The following is a 20359-nucleotide window of genomic DNA, read 5'->3' as shown; positions in this document are numbered from 1 at the left end:
ATCATGAGTGGAGGCGCTGGCAGCCGGCTGTGGCCACTGTCCCGCAAGGCGCTGCCCAAACAGTTCGTCCGTGTGGCGGGACAGCCATCCCTGCTCGAGCAGACCGCCAGGCGATTGAAGCTCGGCAGCGAGCGGTTGGCGCTTGCGCCACTTTCAGTCATCTGCGGCGCCGGGCAATCAAGTTTCGTTCTCAGCCATCTGTCCGTTTCGGGAATGATCCCGGAGCGGGTGATTGTCGAGCCGGAAAGCCGCAATACCGCCATGGTAGCGGCGCTGGCGGCTCTTTCCGTGGAGCGGGCTGCACCGGGAAGCCTGGTGTTGCTGATGCCGGCCGATCACCATATGAGCCGTCCGGAAGGGTTCTGGGATGCCGTCTGTGCCGGGGTCAGCGCCGCGCAGGACGGGCGGATGATCGTCTTTGGGATTGATCCGGCGGGGCCCCATACGGGGTATGGCTATATCCGGCGCGGCACGCGGATATCGAACGGTGTTCATGACGTTGCGCAATTTCGGGAAAAACCCGATCGCCAGTCGGCCGAAGCATTTGTTCTCTCGGGCGAATATTTCTGGAACTCCGGCATATTCCTGTTCAGGTCGGATGTGCTGATTGAAGCGTTCAAGCAGCATGCGCCCCAGGTGCTGGAAGGCGCCCGGAGAGCCCTTGATAGCGCCGGCGGCGAGGGGCCGGTCATGATTCTGGAGAGGGAGGCCTATGAAGGTGTTCCCTCGCAGTCTCTGGATGTGGCCGTCATCGAGAAGGTTTCGAACATGGCGGTTGTCCCATCGGTTTCAGCCGGATGGAGCGATATCGGGTCATGGTCGAGCTTTTGCGAGCACTATCCGGTCAGTACGGGTACGGACAGGGTGATGCTTATGGAGTCCGAGGGCTGCGTGGGGATCAGTGACGGCCCGCTGATTACCGGAATCGGACTGACCGATCTCGTCATTGTTGCCGACAAGGATGTGGTTCTTGTCCTGCCCAAGGGGCGGGATCAGGATGTCCGGTCTCTCGTGACCGCCATTGGCGACAGCTGCTACAGAGACCGGCTCTGAGCCCGCCGGAGGAGGCGCGCCGTTCTGACCCGATCACCCAGGAACAGGCGCTAGCCGGAAAGGCCGCTCAGCCGGGGGAGAGCTGGCTTGCCGCGCGGTGGTTCTGGCGGCTCGCGCTGTGCCTGTCTGCCGGCATCGTGCTGTTCTTTGCGTTCGGGGACGGGGTGGCGCAAAATCCCCGAAACCTGTCTTTCCCGACAGACAAGATCCAGCATGCCATCGGATTTTATGTTCTTACGCTGACGGTTCTGGGCGCGTTTCCGCGACGGCCATGCTGGCTTCTTGCGGGAACGGTATTGCTGCTGGGCGCGGCGATTGAGCTTGTGCAGCCCTGGGTGGGCCGTCAGGGCTCTCTGGAAGATGTTCTGGCAGATATGGCGGGTATCGTCGCAGCGGTCCTGCCTTGCTGGATCAGAGGGCGCGAGGGGCGCACAGTGGCGCTGTCACCGAGCGAAGGAATGCCCGACACGTCAGAGAACGACGCCCCTGGCTTTCTTTCTCGTCTCGGGCGGTAGGTTCGCTGCAGGGGCCTTTTCTGGCCGGAAAAACTGGATGAAGACCAGGGCCGCGCCGAGCACCAGCAGCGCGGGTGTGCGGGCGGGATAATCCACAAGACTGTGGAGCAGTATGACGAGAACCGACACCGAGGCAGCCCGCCGCAGGCTGCGGCACCCATCGTCGGGCTGTGTCCAGATGCGAATGGAGGCGATGCTCCACACAAGCAAGGTAACGGCCATCAGCAGGCAGCCGGTAAGGCCCATCTCGACAGCGATCTGGAGGTATTCGTTGTGTGCATGGTTCACATAAACGCCGGTTACGAAGGAGGGATCTTCATACAGGGCGTAGGCGGATGAAAATGTGCCAGATCCTGTCCCGGTTATCCAGTTGTCCCTGAGGATGTCCACGCTCTGTTGCCATATCCTTTCCCGCCCATCCTGCGAGAGGGTCATATCCGCGAGGGCGGGAACGGGGAGCCGGGAACTGTTCAACAGCGCCGCGGCGCCAATCACCACGGTGGACAATACGATCAGCAGGCCGGCCCGACCGGCATGCGGGCCTCTTCTGCCGCGCCAGACAGGAAAGCACAGGATCATGACAGGGAGAAGCAGCGCCAGCCCGGCCCGAGAACCGGTAGCCCATACGCCGGCTGCCAGGAGAAGAATGGCGGCGAGCAGCACGAGGCGGCGCCCGGCATTGGCGTCGCCTTCCTGCCTGGCGTTTGAATGGAAGCTCGCCAGCGCGGCAGCCATCGGCATACAGACCAGCAGGAAGGTGGCCTGATGGTTCTGGTTGGCAAACAGGCCGGAGGCGGTGTGGGGCGGGCCGAGCTGGTGAATATCCGGAAGGGCCAGTTCAGGCGCGGCAAGCTGCAGAAGACCGGCCACGCTGGCGGCGGTGCCCGCGATGACGATGAACCAGACCAGCCTCAGGATGCCGGATCGGCGGGTTACCGGAACGAGAAGGAGCAGCATTGCCATCGCCGGAAACATCCGGAGGAGGCCCTCGAAGGTGGCTTCCGGCGAGAGGGTAGGGGGCAAGCGATCTGGCGGCGGGGCGCCGAGAAGGTCAAAGCCCTGCAAAAGCCGGTCTCTGACGGGGAGCGCAGACCAGAGCTCGGCCGGCAGAGGGATCAGTTGCAGGACTGCCAGAGCCGCAAAGTGAAGCAGGACGAGGAAAGGGCCAGAGATGGCCTCTGATGACCTGCGCAGGGCAAAGCACGGAAATGCCAGGATCAGGACCAGGACAAGACCGGTATAGCCGAACCAGGCCGGAGGCCAGGGAGTTGGCCGGCTCGCGCCGCCGAAGATGAGGCAGAGCGCCAGATACGCCGCAGCAGGCACAAAAGCGAGAAGAGAGAGGGCAGGCTTCACGGCAACCGGGCGGCGGAAGGATCCCGCGTAAGGGTCACGCGGGAAATGACGGCTTGCAGGGGCGCAGGGAAAGTGCCTCCTATCCCGCTCAGGCTGAGGCGCTGATAGGGACAATCAGCCTGCGGAATGGTTACCTCGATTGAATGGCGCCGGGTTGCCGAAGACAGGTCCTGGATGTCGAGGCGCTGCAGGCCTGGGCCCTTGGCGCAACGTATTTCCCATCTGAGGTATCCGCCATCAAGGGTGCTGCTTCCGGAGAGTTCTGTGGCGAGTGTATAGGAGCCAGGGGATAGGGCCAGAATCTGCCAGGCAAGCCAGGTGTTGCTGCGGCCGGAGAACCGGACGGCCAGGCCGCCCTCTGGCTCAAGCCGTGTTTGGGAGCGATTGGCCGTCCAGGTGAAAGGCGTGGGCAAGCCCAGCCCGCGGAACTCTCCATCGACAGGTGTGGTCAGCCCAGTCCGCATTTCCGGCGGCACGAAGGACAGGAAGGTGATGTAGGCTTCATCCCAGGCGCCCCCGGCGATCAGCCGGTTGAGGAGACGGCTTTGCCGGCTGGGAAAATGCGTGAGAATGGCGGCGAGGTGACGGGTATCTGCCTGCGTCTCCAAAAGCCGGTCTGCCACTTCCCGTCCCCAGGGCGGCTGCTGAGAGAGGGCAGGGAGAAATGCGCCGGCATGGCCCGGCTCGGCTGCGATCTGGGTGATCAAGTCTAGATAGATGCTGCGCCGGGCCGGATCGAGGATGTAGAGGCGTGTGAGCGCGGTCAGCAGGCCAGGCATATCCTGCCGGCTCTGGGCAATATCCAGCCGGATAAGCCAGGCGGACCGGCTACGCGGATTGCGCAACTGGATCGCATCTGCCAGCCGGCCGGCCTGCTCTGTCCCTGCAGCAGATATGGCCAGGGCGATATAGGGACCGGTGTCCAGCGGCTCGGCAGCTGCGAGGGTGGCGAGACGATCCGTGTCCTGCGCATTGGCGGGCCCTGATGGGGAAAGCTCGCGTGTGCCTTGTCTCAGTTCGGCCATCCGGGGGGCAGAAAACAGGGCAAAATGGACCGATAGCAGCGCCAGAAGAAACGCTGAGACAGCCAAAACGAGCCGGCTAGCCAGCATCGGCTGGCGGGTCCCTGGTGTCGCCGCCGCGTGTCTTGAACCAGCCTATCTCACGCACGCGCCGGCGCGAGCCGCGAGCGGATGGGGCATAGTCGAAGGCGCCAGGGCCGTAGGTGGTATAGTAATAATCATAGTCATACCCCACCTTGCGTGCATCGAACTTGGTAAGGATGGCGCCCGTGATCCGGGCGCTGGTGGATTTCAAACGGTCTAGTGAGCGCAGAATGGCGGTCCGGCGAGCGCGGCTCGCCTGCACCACAAACACTGTGGCATCACAGGCATTTGCAAGGATCGGACTGTCAGCAAATCCAAGCACGGGCGGGCAGTCGACAATGACAAGGTCAAAGGATTGGCGGCTTTCGTTCAGGATGTCGAAAAGTTTCTGACTGGAAAGAAGTTCTGCAGGATTTGGCGGAACGCGACCGGCGGGAAGAAGGAACAGGTTTTCCTCCTCACCCGAAACAATCTGGGAGGACAGCGTGGCATTGGAGGCCAGAAGACCCGACAGCCCGACCGATGTTCCGTTGTCAGTGGCGAAGGAGGGCCTGCGCATGTCTGCATCAATGATCAGGACACGGTAGTCTGAGCGCGCAAAGGCCAAGGCGATGCCCACGCAGCAGGTGGACTTTCCCTCGCCGGGACTGTTGCTCGTCAGGGCAATGCTTCGCGGGACACCGGCGCTGGTGCTGAACAGGAGGTTGGCGCGGATGGAGAAGAACCCTTCGGCCAAAGGATTTCGCGCATCCCTCAGCAGCTCGGTGATCATGTCTGCCTTCCCCTTCGCCGACGGCACGATGCCCAGGATGGACAAGCCAAGCTTGTCTGCGAGCTCTTCCGGGACGCGGATGGTGTCGTCCAAATAATTGAGCAGGAAGGCAAGGCCAGATCCAAGAAGAAGCGCAATTGTTCCCGCCAGAAGCAGGGAGCGATACAGGCGCGGTTCGTAGGGGTTGCCCGGAGGTGTCGCGCGATCGACGATCGAGATCTGGCTGGCGCCAATCCCTTCTGCGGCCGTCAATTCCTTGAGGCGTGTCAGCAAAGCTTCGTACTGAGAGCGGTTGGTGTCGACCTGACGCTGAAGAATATCATACTGAACATTCCGGCCCCGCAGATCAATGAGCTGAGCCTTGAGTTCATCGATCCTTTGGCTAAGCGAGGCTTCCTTCTCGCGCGCGGCCAGGTAGTTGGATTCGAGCCCGGAGATAATTCGGTCGCGCTCGGCAAGGATCTCGGCATCCACCAGTTCAATCTGCTGACGGAGCTTCACTACATCTGGATACTCCGGACGGTATATCAGCAGCTTGTTTTCATATTCTGTCTGCAAGTTGAACCGATTTTCCCGGAGCCTCCTCAATTCCTGGCTGCTTTCGATTTCGATGCTGCTGGGATTGGCGCTCGCCTGAGCGAACTTTTCGTAAGCGGCAATCCGCTGGCCCTGGGCATCGGCAAGTTGCTGATTGAGGCTGATGACGGTTGATCCGTCCAGAGCATAAATGGAAGTGTCGTTTCCAAGCTCGATGAAGCCTTCGCGCGCGGCATATTCGGTGAGGCTGGATTCAGCCTCTTCCAGTGCCTTCCGTGCGGCGATCAAGCGGTCTTCAACGAAATGGCGGGCATAGGCGGTGGTATTGTAGCGTCGCTCAAGGCTGGATTCTATGAAGTTTTCCACCAAAGCATTGGCGACACGGGCAGCATCGAGCGGGTCGGTGGAAATGTATTCGATCCGCAGTATCCGCGATCTGCCTTCGGGTACGATCCTGAGCCGGGAGAGGATCCTGTTGGTAGCGGCCTCCAGGCGGTGAGCGTCAGGCAGGGAGGCATCCGCATATTCAGGGCGGTCAGTAAGGCTCAAGCTTTCGGCAGTCCTTGCGGCCAGCTCCCGGCTCCTGAGCAATGTCGATTGAGTTGCCATGAACTCGGCATCGGCAATGACCTGCGGCTCCGCCATGCCCTGATCGAGAATGCGCGCAGCTTCCTTGGCGATTTCGATGGTGGCATTTGCCCGGTAAAGCGGCTGGGTTCTCAGCGTGTTGATGTACCCGATCGCCAGGCCCAGAAAGACGATGCCAAGGATCATCCATTTGCGCTTGAAGATCGTGTTGAACAGCTGCCTGATATTGACATCACTCTCGTCCTGCCAATCGGCTTCTCGCGCGAGGGTATCGAGCGAGATATCCACAGGCCGGTTTCCGGCAAGGTTGGCGCTTCCCGGTGGGCGTGCCGGGAGTTCGGGATGGGGTGTGCCAGGGGCCATGACTCTACTTGATTTAAGCTAGAAGAGGGGACGGAAGACCGCGATAATGGGACTGGTCCGCACGATATCGAGGAACACGCTTCGGACACGTGACCCATCGACGATGATGAGATCATTACCATAGATCAGCGGGTCGGCGGCTGAACCTTCCCGGATGGCGATGAGGTCGAATGCGGCCATCTGTCTCTGGCCATCAATTGTGCGTACAATGATGGCTCGTCTCTGATTTGCGGTCTCGGACGCGCCGCCGCTCAGGGCAATTGTTTCCAGCAGGGTCAGGCCGGGCTTGGCGTCATATGTGCCTGGCTTCCTGATGGCGCCTTCTACCGTGACCTGTTCGATAAAGGCAGGTTTAAGGGAGACAACAACGTCCGGAGACTGCAAGTAGGTGGCAGACAGCCTTTCCTCGATCAGTGTTGCGATTTCAAAAGATGTCTTCCCGGCAAAGTCCATATCGCCCAGCATGGGCAGCTTGGTGCGTCCGTCCAGATTGAGATAGTAGGTACCGTTCAGGTCGCTCATGTCTCTGACACGAATCTGGACTTCATCGAACGGTCCTGCCCGGAACTCGGCCGTCCTTGCGGTATAGGTTGTGTCTGGAGGCGGGAGGTTTGTCTGCGTTGCATTCAGACCATTGCTTGAAGAGCAGGCTGTGATGGCAAGCAGGAACAGAATGGAAATCCAGAACACTCTGGCCATAATATCATCTCGCATTGAAAACTGCCGTCAACGTCCCCCAGGACCCTGCGATAGACAAATGGATGCCCCTCTCAACAATGGCAGTTGCTGAGCTTCGGAGCATTCCCCATTTGGGTAGTCTGAGAGGGGATCTAGCGGTCGAGGAAGCCTTTTTCGCTCAGCCAGTCGAGTATCTGGCCGGCTGCCGCGTCAATGTCCGTCCGGGTGGTATCAATTCTAATTTCCGGGAATGCAGGGGGCTCGTAGGGGCTGTTGATCCCGGTAAAGTTCAAGATCTCGCCGGCGCGGGCCTTTCTGTACAGTCCTTTCACATCGCGGCCTTCCGCAACCGCGAGGGGGGTATCGATGAATATCTCGACAAATTCACCAGCCTGCATGAGCCGGCGCGCCATCTGCCGTTCGGCTTCGAAGGGAGAGATGAAGGAGACAATCGTGATCAGGCCGGCATCGCTCATGAGCTTCGCGACTTCCGACACACGGCGGATGTTTTCAACCCGGTCTGCATCGGTGAAGCCGAGATCGCGATTGAGCCCGTGGCGGACATTGTCCCCATCCATCAGGAAGGTGTGTTTCCCCACCGAATGCAGGCGGCGTTGAAGGGCATTGGCGATGGTGGATTTGCCGGAGCCGGAGATGCCGGTGAACCAGAGCACAGCCGGACGCTGGGATTTCAGATCAGCCAGGTCGTCGCGGCTGATATCCAGCGTCTGCCAGTGAATATTGTCCGCCCGCCTCAGGCCGAAATCGATCAGGCCCATGCCGATGGTGTCGTTTGTGTTGCGGTCAAGAAGGATGAAGCTCCCCGTTTTCCGGGCAGCCGTAAACGGATCATAGGCGATAGGTTGTTCCAGCGACAGGGTGCAGACGCCGATATCGTTCAGGCCGAGCGTTCTGGCCGGGCGGTGCTGCATGTCGTTGACGTCGATGCGGTATTTGGGGGCGTTTATGGTTGCCGTTACCGTCTGGGTGCCGATCCGCATCAGATAACGCCGGCCGGGCAGCATGTCGGCCTCGCTCATCCAGAGAATATGGGCCTGGAACTGATCCGACACTTCAGGCGACGCCGTGGCGCAGGCAAGGATGTCGCCGCGTGAGGTATCAATTTCATCCGCGAGCGTCAGCGTGACGGCCTGTCCCGCGGAGGCTTCCGGGAGGTCGCCGTCATAGGTGACAATCCGTGTCACTTCGCTTTCGCGCGCGGAGGGCATTGACCGGATACGGTCCCCGACCTTCACGGCCCCGGACGTGATGGTGCCGGAAAAACCCCGGAACTCGGAATCGGGCCGGTTGACCCATTGCACCGGCAACCGGAAAGGTTCGGTACGATGCTTTGGGTCAAGGCTGACGCTCTCAAGATGCTGAAGGAGTGTCGGACCATTATACCATTTCATCTGCTCGGAGGGGAGCAGCATATTGTCCCCGTTCAGGGCAGAGAGTGGGATAGCCTGGATTTCAAGATCCCCCGCCAGCTGGTGCGAGAAATTGTAGAACTCCGCATCGATGGCATCGAAGACTTCCGGATCCCAGTCCACAAGATCCATCTTGTTGACCGCCAGAACCAGTTTCCTGATGCCGAGCAGGGTGACGATGAAGGCATGCCGGCGGGTCTGGGTGATAATCCCCTTACGGGCATCAACGAGAAGGATGGCCAGGTCTGCTGTGGACGCGCCCGTTGCCATATTGCGCGTATACTGTTCATGTCCGGGCGTGTCGGCGACGATGAATTTCCGCTTATCGGTGCTGAAGAAGCGATAGGCGACATCAATCGTGATACCCTGCTCACGCTCAGCCGCAAGACCATCGACGAGCAGGGCAAAGTCGATGTTCTCGCCTTGCGTCCCCATCTTGCGGGAATCGGCCTCAAGGGCCGCAAGCTGATCCTCGAAGATCATCTTGGAGTCGTAGAGCAGCCGGCCAATCAGCGTGGATTTTCCATCGTCAACCGAGCCGCAGGTAATGAAACGCAGCAAGGACTTTTCTTCCTGCCGGGTGAGGTAGGCGGCGATGTCTGTCGTAATCAGTTCGTCTGTCAGGCGCATCAGAAGTAACCTTCCTGCTTTTTCTTTTCCATGGATGCCGACTGGTCGGTGTCGATCACGCGGCCTTGGCGCTCGGATGATCTGGCGAGCAGCATTTCCTGTATGATGGCGTCGAGCGTGGTAGCTTCGCTTTCGACAGCGCCTGTCAGGGGATAGCAACCGAGCGTCCGGAACCGGACGGATTTCGGGGTCGCCTTGGCGAGCAGTTCGGCGGGCATGCGGTCATCATCCACCATGATCAGGGCGCCATTCCATTCGACAACAGGGCGCTCGGCAGAGAAATACAGAGGAACGATATCGATCCGTTCCCGTCTTATGTATTGCCAGATATCCAGCTCGGTCCAATTGGAGAGCGGGAAGACACGCATGCTCTCCCCCGGCCGCGTGCGGGCATTGTAGAGGTCCCATAGCTCCGGACGCTGGCGTTTGGGATCCCATCTGTGGCCGGCAGAGCGGAAGGAAAAGATCCGCTCCTTGGCTCTGGACTTTTCTTCATCCCGGCGGGCGCCGCCGAAGGCTGCATCAAACCGGTAGCGATCGAGCGCCTGACGCAGCGCCTGGGTCTTCATCACGTCCGTATGGTGGGCTGAACCATGCGTAAACGGACCAACGCCTTCGTCAATTCCTTCCTGATTGATGTGTACAATCAGGTCCATGCCTATCTCGGCGGCCTTCCGGTCCCGGAATTCGATCATCTCCCGGAACTTCCAGGTCGTATCGACATGCATCAGCGGAAAGGGCGGGCGGGAAGGATAGAAAGCCTTTGCGGCAAGGTGGAGCATCACCGCAGAATCCTTGCCGATTGAATAGAGCATTACCGGGTTTTCCGCCTGGGCAACCACTTCCCGCATGATGTGGATGCTCTCTGCTTCGAGGCGATCAAGATGGCTGAAGGGTCTGCTGGTAGGCGGAGGGTGGGCGGAGGTCATGGGGACGCCTTCTTCTGGGAGAGACAAATCGTTGGCACTGGCGGGGCCAGCTGGTTTTGGGGATGGAGTGATTTAACTACGCGTTGGCCTTGGGCTCGGCCTTAGTGTTGGTCGGGGGGAGAGGGGCGATGCCGGTCAGCGTTTCAATTGCCGCAGTGATGCTGATGTGGTGTTCGTCCGCATAGCGCTGAATTTCCATGACCTTCGCATCGACCAGCGTTCGATACCAGAATCCCTGAAGCAGATGGAAATACCATCCTGGCCGCCCATCCAGAAAGCCGAACCTGAACACATACCGCCAAACGAAGTATATTGCGGCACGCAGGCTAGGGGGAATGCGCCTGTAAAGATGATGTTTCAGGAAGCGCTTTCGGCGGGCCTGGGCACTGGCGCCTGCCCCTTGCAGCGTGCTTACCGGGAGAAAGCCATGGACTTCATTGAGCTGTTCGATGGCTTCCCGGCTGGCATAGCCGTTGTGCTTTGCGGTCCACCAGCCAAGAGAATTGAGATTTATGTCTGCAATCACGATGCCGGAGCGGTCTACCCGGCCCCGCACAAGAATATGCTCGTCCATCCATCGCTGTTCACAGCGCCCCGCATCGGCTCGCCAAAGGCGCAACTGCCAGCTTGGCTCAACGGCGCCATGACGGATGCGCTGGCCGAGAAAATGAATCCGGCGCATGACCACAAAAGCCTGCACGTCTGGCGCCGCGCGAAGAACGGCGTCTCGCAGGCTTTCACGGCTGTCCTGGGAAAGCACTTCGTCAGCATCTATACGGAACAGCCAGCCTCCGGAACCGGACACCTGATCGATGGCGAAATTCATCTGCTGGGCATGATTGATAAAGGGATTGACGATGACGCGGGCGCCGAGATTGCGGGCAATCTCGCAGGTTCGATCTGAAGATCCGCTGTCAACCACTGTTACCGACGCGCATTGATCCGACAGGCTGCGGATACACCGCTCAATGTGCATTTCCTCATTCAGCGTAAGGATTATGGCGTGGATGTCGTTCATTGCAGCAGCTCGGATTGAGCCAGAACGCGCGCCTTGATGGTGACGGCGGGATTACCGCCAACAACGGTCCAGGGGGGCACGCTTTTCATGACCACGGCGCGGGCTGCCGCAACGCTGCCATCGCCGATCTCGACGCCCGGACCGATCATCGCTTCGGCGCAGACCCAGGCATGTTGCCGAATATGGATGGGCGCGTACGTCAGAGGGCGGGCGAGCAGGCGGATGTCATGGGACGCTGAACAAAGGTATGAGCGCTGGCTAATGGTGACGTGATCATCCAGCCTGATGAGGGCGACATTGTAGCAATCGACGCCTGCTGCGAGGCAGACATAATTCCCCATCCTCAAATTCCAGGGCGCCCAAATACTGCAATCCGGAGCAATCTTGCATCCATGGCCAATGCGAGCTCCGAATAGCTTCAGGACCATAATCCGCCAGCCATTGAACCCGTAATCTGGCGTCCAGCTGAAAAGCAGGATACGGGCCAGCCCCCACAGGCGGCGCGAGACCTTGTTGCCGATCGACAACCGGTCCTTGTACAGTCTTTCGGTCGATGTAACGGTCATGATCTCCGGCCCTTTGAAAGAACATGCCGGATACGAACCGAAAGGATGCGGGGGGCTGCGGACACCAGTTCCGCAAATCTCAGCCGCTGCATCGCCCGGCGCACGGAGCCAGCATAAACTTCGAAGTTTCCGGCGCTTCGGGCCCGGACGAAGGCCTCCCGTGAGATCAGGGAGACCTCCTGGCGCAGCGTATAGATGAGGCGGCGGAGGGGGGAGGGAGGGCGGACCTTGAAGGACCGCTTGACCGGATGCCACTCGCCCCGCGCCTTTTTGCCTTCAAGGCGATAGGCGAGCCCTTCACGTCTATGCCGGAAGCCACCGGATTGAGCGTCTGCTGCCTGCCGCGCGCTCAACGGAGTGAGGCTCAGCCGGCCCGCATTGAAGGCTGCTTGAATCAGGGCCTCGAGATGGGCGCTCCGGATGACGACCATGTTCTTCCCCCGCCAGTCGAACTGGTATTCGGGGAGCCATGCATCGCCTACGGTGAGGTCGGCGGTCTCACCGACGACATCATCACAGAAGTCGCAGGCACGCAGCATCATGGCGCCGGTATTGAACCGTCCGCCTGCGATGCTGGCCGCGTCGTGGACAAGAAAATCATCCGAGCCGCGTGCTCTGACGGCGAAATGGTAGGACTTGGCGGGAATATCTTCGCCCTTTTCCCTGAAGCGGATGGCGGCGAGCTCTTCAGGTGGGATCCCCGCGCCCCAGCCCAGAGAAAGAGACCAGTTGACGCTCTTGAGGTGGCCGCAGACCAGTCCGATCGTGAAGGCGATCCGCTCGTTCAGGCGGGGGTCAAGTGTCTGCAGGCGCCGGATCGCCTTGACGAAGCAGGGGACGCCGATGAACAGGTAACGTCCGGGGGTTTCCAGGACTTCTTCCAACACCCCGGACATTTCCACCACATGATAGTGAGAGTGCGCGGCTGTGGCGACGTCGTCCACGGTCCGGCTGATGCCGTAGGTATAAAAGGGGCCGCCAGGAGGCGCAGGAGAAACCGGCCGCGCGTGAATGACGCCGTCTATCTGGCCGGTGCGAAGCAGTTCCGCAGCGAGCCATGAGACCATGCCTCCGGAGCTGCCATTGGCGCGCCATTCTGCTTCCTCAACATGCGCAGCCGAGATGGAATTGTAATATCCCAGTTCGCGGCTCGACTGCTCGCGCCCGTCTAGAAACGCCTCTGCAAGACGGTCTTCATCAAGCTCGGGGGCAAGGAAAGGGCAGGCCTTTTCAAGCTGTGAGGGGGAAACGGTGGCCGCAAGGTCGGGCTCGTACTCGCCATAGGGGGTCATGCGCATTTTCCCGCCCGGCCCACCCGGGAGGGCGCAGGCGCCGCATCCGACGCAATATCCGCCATCACGGACTTTTTTCAGATTGGTGTGGGCGTCGCTCACGATGCCGGCTCCTGTTCCGGAGGCCGGGTGCGGAGGGCGGCGGCAAGCTGCAACTGCAGGAACTGCTCGCCATCCTTCCTCTGCGCCCGGAGACGCTGATCTGTCTGCAGCCAGTTAATGGGCGTCTGGATAAGCTCGTCTATGCGGTGTTCGTCATATTCTGTAACCAGACGATCTTCCAGACCGGCAAGGATCAGGAGGTTCCGGATTCGCTCAGACAAACCTTGCTTGGCGCCAGGCAGGGACGCGGCAATGAAGGGCCGTTGCAGGATAATCGACAGGGCTATGCCGTGAAACGAATTTGAAACCACGAGCGCAGACCGGTCAATTCCCGCCAGCCAGTCTATGGGCGAGGGGTAGATGGTCTTTCCGATCTTCGGCCACCGACGGGCCGGGTTGAAGGGCGAAACGACTTCAGCTTCGAGGCGGGAGGCAGCCTGGCGGCAAATGGCGGCAACCGGCTCGCCTGCGCGCAGGGCGTAGCTGAATATGTGCCCGCTTGGGCCAGGGGCGGCATGCGCGAGCAGGCCGGAAAAGTCCCCCAGCAAAAGTGTCGGATCGGGAACACAGACGGCAATCCTGCCGGAAATGGAACCGACTATGTCGATGCCGCTCTGCTCACGGACGGATATACCGTCGAGGCTGGACAATAATTCTCCCGCTTCCGCATGAAAGGCGGGATCGAGTGTGGCCCGCCCGAAGCTGGCGGCATAGGAGAACCTGTAGCAGCGTTCCGCGCCTGGAATCTGAAGAAAATACACCGGATCCAGCCCTCTCTGGGCGGAAGGGTTCCAGATCTGATCACTTCCGCAGACCAATACATCGGGCAGGTCTCCGCCTGCCACGTCTTCCAGGGTTTCGAGGGCAGGGCCGGATACGCCGAGATGATCTTTCCGGAATTGCTCGAAGCTTTCAATATAGGGGCGATTGCCGAAGAGCCCTCTCTGCAGCGCGGTCAGGCGCATATAGAGGATCGTCGCATTCTTCTTCCATTTTCGCAGGTCCCAGGGGGCATCAAAGGGGCCGCCGCCTTCAACATAGGCCGGGTGATAGTTTACGAATTGGGCGTCATGGCCCTGGCCGCGTAGCCATGCGCGCAGCGCGTACGCCTGCATCAGCGCGCCATAGCTGTCGGCAAAATGATAAGTCAGTATACCAATCTTCATGGATCGGCTCCGGAAGTATTTGTTGAAAAGGGGCGATTGAGAGCAGGCGGGTTCAGCTTAAGTGGACATGGTCCGGCCTGATGCCGTCGCCGCTCACCCAGCGGTAAACATCGATCATCATTTCTGCGAGTTTGGGCCAGGCGAATTCATTTTCCATCCAGGCCCGGCCGCGCATCCCGAGTTGCAGCCGATCCTCGTCCGACACGCTCATGGCGGCCGAGAGCGAGTCAAAGAGCGGCCTTTCACCGATTGGATGCCACCACCCGCATCCGTGGTCGACGAGACCGCTCCACGGGGCACCTTTCGAACAGACTACGGGGGTGCCTGCCGCGAGCGCTTCAGCGACTGTCATCCCGAAGTTTTCGTCGAGTGTAGGGAGGACGAAAATGTCTGCCTCGCTGTAGCATTTCTGCTTTTCGTCGCCAAAGACCGGGCCGCTCAGACGGGCGCGGGAGAGGCCGTGGCGCGTAATGTATTCGCGGCACTGCCTGGCATAGTCTCCGTCGTCTGGGCCGGCGATCCTGAGGTGCCAGTCCGGATACAGAGGTTCAAGCATGGCCCACGCCTTGAGCAGGGTGTCGACCCCCTTCTTGGGATGAATGCGGCCGAGAAAGAGAAGGGTCCGCTCCCGCTCTGCCGGCGGCCGCTTGGTCATTGTCGGCATGTCGATACCATTGGGAATGATCGCGATTGGCTGCTTCATTCCGAAGGCGCGAATATCTTCTGCTTCCTTGACACTGGTTGCGTGCCAGCAGGTGACAGCGTCGGCCGCGGCCCTTTGCCAGAGCGACCAGAAAGCTTTCTTCTTGCGCTGAGAGAAGTTCAGAGCGGATGCGCCGAGCATTCCGCGCGGCGCCATGATCAGAGGGTTGCGGTTACGCCGGGCTGCGTCTCCGACATAGACATTCGGCATCATCCATAATCCGTGTCCGTGCAAAACCGGTCTGGGATCACTCAGAAGATAGGTCCGCATGGGTGATGATGCGCCGAGCGATTTCAGGACGGGAAGAGTGGCGTAATCTCTCCGGAACTCGCGGCAGATCACCTTTCCTTCCGGCATCCGGCGGGCACCCAGGGTAACGATATCCACTTGCCAGCCCTGCCGGGCGGTCGCGGCGGCCATGGACGGGACGGAATAGGCCAGCCCGTTGGCTTCATCCGTTATCGACGTCACCACGTGACGTACGGATCGGTACTGCGTGTCCATCCCCTTGGCGCTCGCTTGTTTTTCTGGTGTCTGAATTGGTGGCGGTTGGCGTGGGCTCAGGCCGTTTGGCTGGCAGCTTGTGCGGCAGGGTTCGTTTCTTGCGGGACGGTCCCGACCTGGCGGGCCGGACAGCCCGCCATGATGGCTGCGGGGGGCACGTCGCGGGCGACCACGGCGCCGGCAGCCACGATGGCACCATCGCCGATAACGCGGCAGGAAGGCAGGATGATCGCCCGTGTGCCGATCCAGACATCCCGGCCGATGACCTTGGGGATGGCCATCGGAACAGACCGCGGATCATATCCATGGTCATGCGTGTATACGATGGAGTCGGACGATATCAGCGTGTTGTCGCCTATGATGAGGCCGCCGGAGCTATCCAGATTGACCCGGCTGTTGACCTGCACATTGTTTCCCAGTTCACAGCGGCTATCCCGCAATTCCCCGGCGATCGTCACGCCCTTCTGGAGAAAGCAGCGCTTGCCCAGAGCGACGTTGCGCGGATCGCGAATGTAGACACCGCGCGCAATGATGCTGCCCTTCCCGCAACGCTTCAGAGCAGAGGCGTGGGTGAGGGTTGAAACCCTGTCAGCAACGCGCCGGCCGAGCGCCCTGGCGCCATAAGTGAGAAGGTAGAGGAGGGACATGGGCGTGGATCTTTCTGGCGGAATCAGGCCGTGGGACTCAGGTGTTTTGCGTGCGGGGAAGAGCGCAGGGATCGCGGGGAGGAGCGGCGTTTGGTCAGGTGCAGGACGCCCATGGAAAGCACCAGCACCGTCAGCGTGGACACCACGACGCCCCCGAAGGTGCTTTGCAGGCAGCCGGTGATGAAGGGCATGCCGATCACGGGATAGATGACGAGGCCGTAGCGCTTCAGCAGACCCTTGCCGCTCAGAAAGAACGCTTCGAACCGCCGGAAAATGATGCCGAGACCCAAACCGACGAAGATTCCGCCCCAGCCAAAGTTCAGGAAGGCTTCGCCGGGCCCGGTCGGATTGATACCGCCGATGGTTCCCGCCATTCCGAGAACCTCCTGTTTGACGAAAGGTCCAAGGGAAATTGCCGGCTTGTCTGGCCATATATCCCTGGGAACAAACCCTATGATCCAGTTCACGTAAGACTGTCCACGGAGGATCAGGTCTGTGTCAAACCTGTCGATGATGATGGCGGACATGCCGAAATCGAAGAAATAGGTGGACAGCAGAATTTGCCCCACCATCACCATGGGATCGAAGGCGGCTTCGGAGAGATCTCCCTTGGTGCTGCGAAGGACTGTCAGCAGGGCGAAAATGGCGAGGATGGCGCCGGCGCCGCAAAGCCCATAGAGGACAAATTTCCAGCGGATGCGGCCACCCAGTATGAAATAGATACTGGTCAGGCACATGGCGATGCTGAGTAGTTCGAGCCGTTTGCCCTTGACCAGGGTGCTGATCAGGACAATCGCCGCAATGATCACAAATCCATAGAGATATGTTTTCCGCTGGCGGATGAAAAGAAGAGCGAAAAATACTGCCAGCGCGACCCATGCCAGCTTCCCGAACACCTTGATGGCCGCATTGCTTGCACCATACCCTTCCACCCCTTCGATCCTCTGTATCTTCGTCTGGTTCATGGTGTGCAGGGTATCAAGGGAGAGCGTTGCTTCGGACGGGTCCTCGAACCTGCCGGTGACAAGTGTCGAGACCGTGACGAGCGCTGCGAGCCCGCCAAGCAGGAGAAGCAGTTTTGGGCGGCCAATCCGGGCCATGGACAATCGGGCAAGCGAGGGGCCATCCTGCGGAGCGCGCTCGCGGATGGCCAGCACGTATCCGAGGCAGATACAGACGGTGAACCCCAGTGTGTAGATATAGCCCAGATAGAGGGAGCTGTCTGAATAGATGAAGCGGTACATGAACGCTTCCCCAGGAAGGATCAGCATACCGATGGATTTCAGAAATGTTCCCATGAAGGCGTAGAATGCAAGAAGGTGCAGGGGCGAGAACCACTTGATCATGCCGTACCGGCTGGCCACGCGCAGCGGGATCAGCCAGATGGGCAGGGCCAATAAGATGAAGAGGATGCCGCTCATGCTGTGTGCCTCAGATCCGGTAGCCAGCGAGTTCGAGCGCCCTGCCGAACCTGCCCGCGAACTTGTCTTGCAGACCGGCAGGCATTTCTTGCTTCCAGGCGCCCGCCAGGCCCTGGCGTTTCGTGCTGGTCTCGTCGGTTTGTCCCGGCTTGCGTCCGGTCTGGACTTCAAAAGTATTTCGCCAGACGGCGAAGCGGATGACTTCGTCCGGCGCCGGGCTCCCCTTGAGCTGCGTAATGCCTGCGGCAAGGGCTGCCTCGGGTGTTGACCGTAGGTCTTCATAGCGGAACAGGGTCACGTTTGGCGGTGTATTGGTCAGCCAGGAGGTGACATGGGTCGCCCAGTTCGCCCGGGAGCCGGATGCGCGCCGGGTCCATTCTTCAAAGAAGGCATTCATCTCCGCTTCGTCCGACAGCTTTCCGTTCAGGGACGGGTGGTGCCTGAGTATGGATGCTCTTATTCCCGCATCTGCGCTGCGCGCCGCGTTCCGGTTCTTGAAATAGTGGGATATGAAACAATCCCTCCCATCGCGCAGGACGTAGATGGCCTTGTGACCCCGGATGAGGCGGTGATCGTGGCTGTGAATGATCGCGCGGAAGGTGATCGGGAACATGGAGAAACGCGGCGCCGGAACCTGGAGCGCATCCGCCACCATGTCACGCACCCAGTTCCCGCCGGAGCGGGGGTATTCTGTAAGCACGATAAAGGGGGGCTTTCCTGGCCGCCGGAGCGCCCATTCATAGTTTACCTTCGCCGACGTGGCGCGCATGGCCCACGCAATCCGCCCACGCATCGCCGGGCGGGCCGGCAGGTTCAGGTCAGGTTTGATCATGTCTGTGTCCGGTGGCTGAAGAGGGAAAAGATGGAGGTGTCAACGCCAAGCCTGCGCTGGACATCCAGCCAGATGAGGACATTCATGAGGATCGTGGATGTCGCCATGGCCACGGCTACGCCCGTGATGCCAAGGGCGGGAGAGAGGGACGCGAGAAGCGCGGATCCGGCGACCAGGGCAATCAGGCGCGCCCGGAGGGCGAGGTGTTCAAGGCGGCATTGGGCGGCAATCAGGAAGTTCGCCCCAAACCCGACATTCGCCAGACCACCCATCGTCAGAACAAGGAAGGTCATGAGAGACTGGGCATCAACGGGAATATGATACCAGGAGAACAGTGCCGGTGAGGCGAGAAGAAGGGTGACGCCAAGCGCGAAGGCCGGGACGAGCGCGATCGTCAGGCCCTCTCTCGCTGACTCTTTCAGCGCGATGCGGTCGCCCGAGGCAAACGCCCTGGACGCTTCCACAGCGATACTCCAGTTGGCAATGATTTGGGGTAAAGACAGCAGGTTCGCGGCTTTCCGCAGGATCTGGTAGCTGCCAAGATGGGCGGGCGTGAGGAAAAGACCACCGATCAAAATATCAATCTGGGCCGCAAGCATGGCTGTCAGGCCTGATCCCCAGAAAGCAAGATTGAAGGGTTGTTTGCCGTTGCCGAAATAGGCAGCGCTGCGTGCGCGCAAGGCTGCGATCAGAAGACCCGCCCCCACCACAAGGACAGCAAGCGCGCAATACCCTTCCAGTACGCGCAGCGCGCTGACGGTGGGGTATGCCGCGGCCACGGCAAAGCCGGAAGCCAGAACGATGAGATGTCCGAGCCCGTCCCGGTAGAACATGGCGGTATTGGCTGCCCCGGAGACCCGGATGGGCACGGCAATATTGGCCACAAGATTGTTCAACCAGCCGCCAAGTACGATAACGAGAGCGAAGTCCGGTGAGGCAAGCGGAAGCAGGTCGTGACTGATCAGACCCCGGATGATGAACCAAGCACCAAATGCCAGAACAGCCGGGCCGGCCGACGCGATCAGCAGAACCTGAAGCAGGGCGGGGCCATGCTCTGGCCCTGCTTGACGGGCCGACATTTCTCTCAGCAGATAGCCCGGCCCGCCCAAGGATATGAGTGCGCTGACCAGCTGGATGGAAGCCCAGCCATACGCAAAAGCTCCGAACTCGGACCGTTGCATGAGGCTGGCCAGAACCAGCAGGACAAGGAGCTGCGCCCCAATGACGCCGAACCTTATAAGGAACAGCCCTCCGCGCCGGCGGAGCGTCTGAAATATCCTGTTCAAGGCGTGCTGTCCTGTAGCACGGGAGAGGCCAGATCTGCTCCGGTCAGCGTCCGGAACCGTTCCATCGAAGGACCGAGTTCTTCGGCGAGTTCCGATATCATCTCAGAAGATAGCGCTGCGGGCGGAATATCTTTGCTCGTTGTCAGACGAAGCCGCAGGCCCGCCAGGAGTTTTCGCGGAATTAACCGTCGCAGTTGGCGGCGGTAGAAGGGGCTAGTGATAACGGATCGCACTATGGGCGAACTTGTTGCCCGGATGGCGGCTCTCGGATTGCTCGCTCCAGCCCCCACTTCCACCAGGCCGGGCTCTGCACCGATAAAGCGGACCACCCTTTCGATGACCCCGGCGCGATCGCGGGAAAGCTCATCAAGCGTCAGGACCAGAATCGCGTCGCGGCCAAAGGCGTGGATCCACGGCTCGATCTGTCTGGCATAATCACTGATCGAGATGAAGCGTTCGTGTGACCGCACGACTTTGTCGAAATCCGTGTCCGAAATCCGCCCTGCCATATAGTCATGCATCAGGTGACTGCTGATCCGGTCGATTGGATCACGGACAATATATATGAGCTTCAGGTGCGGGCCCGCCACCTCCCTGGCAAGGGTGGAGACATCGCCGAACCAGGGCGTCATTGTGTACATTGTCGACGCTTCGCCGCACAGTTGAGTGTCCGCGGCGCCGCGAAAATGGTTCTGATAAAGCGATCGCGCCCGGCTTGCGTCCCCGGCCGCATGGTGGAGGATATCCGGTTCCTTGTCGTCTGGCAGAAAGAGGCCTGGATGACGCGCAAGGTCATCGTACAGGGTCGTCGTACCGGATTTCATCGCTCCGATGATCAGGAAGTCAGGAACTCTGGTCATATGAT

18 protein-coding genes are annotated in these 20359 nt (G+C 60.2%); 2 read left to right on the top strand and 16 right to left on the bottom strand.

The window, feature by feature from the left end; all coding sequences use genetic code 11:
• Positions 1-3 precede the first annotated feature (3 nt).
• The gene (locus tag BBF93_RS13195; RefSeq protein ID WP_162786564.1) at positions 4-1053 is read left to right on the top strand and encodes a mannose-1-phosphate guanylyltransferase; all 1050 of its coding nucleotides are present in this window, start codon (positions 4-6) and stop codon (positions 1051-1053) included.
• A gap of 137 nt (positions 1054-1190) precedes the next feature.
• A complete protein-coding gene (locus BBF93_RS20075) occupies positions 1191-1568 on the top strand; it encodes a VanZ family protein (RefSeq protein WP_370454383.1) in 378 nt (125 codons plus the stop codon).
• On the opposite strand, the gene BBF93_RS13190 is transcribed toward BBF93_RS20075, so the two are convergent.
• The 16 genes from BBF93_RS13190 to BBF93_RS13115 form a co-directional block, all read right to left on the bottom strand.
• The gene (locus tag BBF93_RS13190; protein ID WP_114106235.1) at positions 1524-2924 is read right to left on the bottom strand and encodes an O-antigen ligase; all 1401 of its coding nucleotides are present in this window, start codon (positions 2922-2924) and stop codon (positions 1524-1526) included. The two genes, BBF93_RS20075 and BBF93_RS13190, sit on opposite strands and share 45 nt — an antisense overlap.
• The gene (locus BBF93_RS13185) at positions 2921-4036 is read right to left on the bottom strand and encodes a hypothetical protein (protein WP_114106234.1); all 1116 of its coding nucleotides are present in this window, start codon (positions 4034-4036) and stop codon (positions 2921-2923) included. The genes BBF93_RS13190 and BBF93_RS13185 overlap by 4 nt, the downstream gene beginning before the upstream one ends.
• Positions 4026-6290, bottom strand: a complete 2265-nt coding sequence (locus BBF93_RS13180; protein ID WP_114106233.1) for a polysaccharide biosynthesis tyrosine autokinase — start codon at positions 6288-6290, stop codon at positions 4026-4028. Before BBF93_RS13180 ends, BBF93_RS13185 begins: the two co-directional genes overlap by 11 nt.
• A gap of 18 nt (positions 6291-6308) precedes the next feature.
• Positions 6309-7004 (bottom strand): polysaccharide biosynthesis/export family protein, encoded by a 696-nt coding sequence (locus BBF93_RS13175; protein WP_114106232.1) that lies wholly within the window; start codon positions 7002-7004, stop codon positions 6309-6311.
• Positions 7005-7120: 116 nt separating this feature from the next.
• Positions 7121-9028 carry a sulfate adenylyltransferase subunit CysN gene (cysN, locus tag BBF93_RS13170; protein WP_114106231.1) on the bottom strand — a complete coding sequence of 636 codons (1908 nt, stop codon included), beginning with the start codon at positions 9026-9028 and terminating at the stop codon, positions 7121-7123.
• Entirely contained in the window at positions 9028-9957 is a 930-nt protein-coding gene (gene cysD, locus BBF93_RS13165) for a sulfate adenylyltransferase subunit CysD (RefSeq protein WP_114106230.1), read from the bottom strand. The genes cysN and cysD overlap by 1 nt, the downstream gene beginning before the upstream one ends.
• A 76-nt stretch (positions 9958-10033) precedes the next feature.
• Positions 10034-10975 (bottom strand): glycosyltransferase family 2 protein, encoded by a 942-nt coding sequence (locus BBF93_RS13160; protein WP_114106229.1) that lies wholly within the window; start codon positions 10973-10975, stop codon positions 10034-10036.
• Positions 10972-11541 carry a putative colanic acid biosynthesis acetyltransferase gene (locus BBF93_RS19950; protein WP_114106228.1) on the bottom strand — a complete coding sequence of 190 codons (570 nt, stop codon included), beginning with the start codon at positions 11539-11541 and terminating at the stop codon, positions 10972-10974. Before BBF93_RS19950 ends, BBF93_RS13160 begins: the two co-directional genes overlap by 4 nt.
• Complete coding sequence (locus tag BBF93_RS13150; RefSeq protein ID WP_114106227.1) at positions 11538-12935, bottom strand: Coenzyme F420 hydrogenase/dehydrogenase, beta subunit C-terminal domain; 1398 nt, start codon at positions 12933-12935, stop codon at positions 11538-11540. The genes BBF93_RS19950 and BBF93_RS13150 overlap by 4 nt, the downstream gene beginning before the upstream one ends.
• The gene (locus BBF93_RS13145; protein WP_114106226.1) at positions 12932-14101 is read right to left on the bottom strand and encodes a polysaccharide pyruvyl transferase family protein; all 1170 of its coding nucleotides are present in this window, start codon (positions 14099-14101) and stop codon (positions 12932-12934) included. The genes BBF93_RS13150 and BBF93_RS13145 overlap by 4 nt, the downstream gene beginning before the upstream one ends.
• A gap of 52 nt (positions 14102-14153) precedes the next feature.
• The gene (locus BBF93_RS13140) at positions 14154-15308 is read right to left on the bottom strand and encodes a glycosyltransferase (protein WP_114106225.1); all 1155 of its coding nucleotides are present in this window, start codon (positions 15306-15308) and stop codon (positions 14154-14156) included.
• Positions 15309-15364: 56 nt separating this feature from the next.
• On the bottom strand, positions 15365-15955 hold the full coding sequence (locus tag BBF93_RS19980; RefSeq protein ID WP_051612834.1) for an acyltransferase: 591 nt from the start codon (positions 15953-15955) through the stop codon (positions 15365-15367).
• A gap of 23 nt (positions 15956-15978) precedes the next feature.
• Entirely contained in the window at positions 15979-17376 is a 1398-nt protein-coding gene (locus tag BBF93_RS13130) for an O-antigen polymerase (RefSeq protein ID WP_051612835.1), read from the bottom strand.
• A gap of 10 nt (positions 17377-17386) precedes the next feature.
• Positions 17387-18208, bottom strand: a complete 822-nt coding sequence (locus BBF93_RS13125) for a sulfotransferase domain-containing protein (protein WP_114106224.1) — start codon at positions 18206-18208, stop codon at positions 17387-17389.
• Positions 18205-19494, bottom strand: coding sequence for a lipopolysaccharide biosynthesis protein (locus tag BBF93_RS13120; protein ID WP_114106223.1), 1290 nt, complete (start codon positions 19492-19494; stop codon positions 18205-18207). The genes BBF93_RS13125 and BBF93_RS13120 overlap by 4 nt, the downstream gene beginning before the upstream one ends.
• Complete coding sequence (locus tag BBF93_RS13115) at positions 19491-20354, bottom strand: sulfotransferase domain-containing protein (protein WP_114106222.1); 864 nt, start codon at positions 20352-20354, stop codon at positions 19491-19493. The genes BBF93_RS13120 and BBF93_RS13115 overlap by 4 nt, the downstream gene beginning before the upstream one ends.
• Positions 20355-20359 lie beyond the last annotated feature (5 nt).

The sequence above is a fragment of the Hyphomonas sp. CACIAM 19H1 genome (assembly GCF_003325995.1).
Taxonomy (GTDB): domain Bacteria; phylum Pseudomonadota; class Alphaproteobacteria; order Caulobacterales; family Hyphomonadaceae; genus Hyphomonas; species Hyphomonas polymorpha.
This window is presented reverse-complemented; position numbering and strand designations above follow the sequence as displayed.